The organism is Mycobacterium sp. NGS68 (genome assembly GCF_059812195.1).
The window spans coordinates 1-790 of sequence record NZ_JCALCE010000085.1; the positions used below are offsets into that span (position 1 = coordinate 1).

Sequence of the window (790 nt, forward strand, 5' to 3'; positions counted from 1 at the left end):
AGCCAACTCGCTACTGAGCCCATCCCAACTCGCCGCCGCGGCCAGCATCGGCGCCGAACCGGCCCCGGTATACATCTGCGCCGACGTGACCTCCGGCGGCAACACGAAGATGTTCATGGCGGCGTCCTTTCTGTTGGGCCTGTCGAGCTACTTCGCCTTGACGGTGCCTGCGCCCCCGAGCAACCCCAGATCCTGGCCGATGATGCTGGGGACGAATTCGCCAGTGCGGGCAGCCATTTGCAGCCCCGTCCCGGCGTTGACCAGCACCGCATCGGCGGCCCGCCTAGCGGCCCCGCCGATGTCGCCCGACGCAAGGGCCGCGCCCGCCGCCGTCAGATCGTTGCGGGCCAGGAACTGCGTGGCTACGAACTGCTGCCTGTTGACGGTCTGCAGGTCCTCGAACCTCTGTTGGTCATACGCGGCCAGCTGGCCCAAGGTGGCTCCGCCGCTGTCACGGCTGGCCAGCGGCGACGCCTGGGCGATTCTCGTCTCGGCACCGCCCGTCAGGAGCTGGCTGCCACCGCCGGCGATGTCGAGGTCCTCACCGGCGATGTTGAGCGGAGCGAACGCGGTCCGAGCGCCCACCTGCAACGCCGCCCCGGTCTCGACGAGGCCCGCGTTGGCGACCTGTCGCGCGGCGAGGGCGAAGTCCCCGTCGCGCAGAGCGGTCTGTGCCGCCGCCATGTCGCGCTTGGCCAGTTCCTGCGCCTCCCCCAGCTGGCGGCGGTTCGCCAGTTGCAGGTTCGCCAGGTCGGCCTTGTTGCGAGCCTGGATCTGCCCCCACGGGGCG

General features: G+C 70.4%; 2 protein-coding genes. Both read right to left on the bottom strand.

What is annotated here, in order from left to right; all coding sequences use genetic code 11:
* On the bottom strand, window positions 1-117 hold a 117-nt coding region (locus tag AC5Y5V_RS31365), incomplete at its 3' end, for a PPE domain-containing protein (RefSeq protein ID WP_499938919.1).
* 30 nt (window positions 118-147) lie between these two features.
* Window positions 148-790, bottom strand: a 643-nt coding sequence (locus tag AC5Y5V_RS31370; protein WP_499942970.1) for a hypothetical protein, incomplete at its 5' end; no start/stop codon positions are given.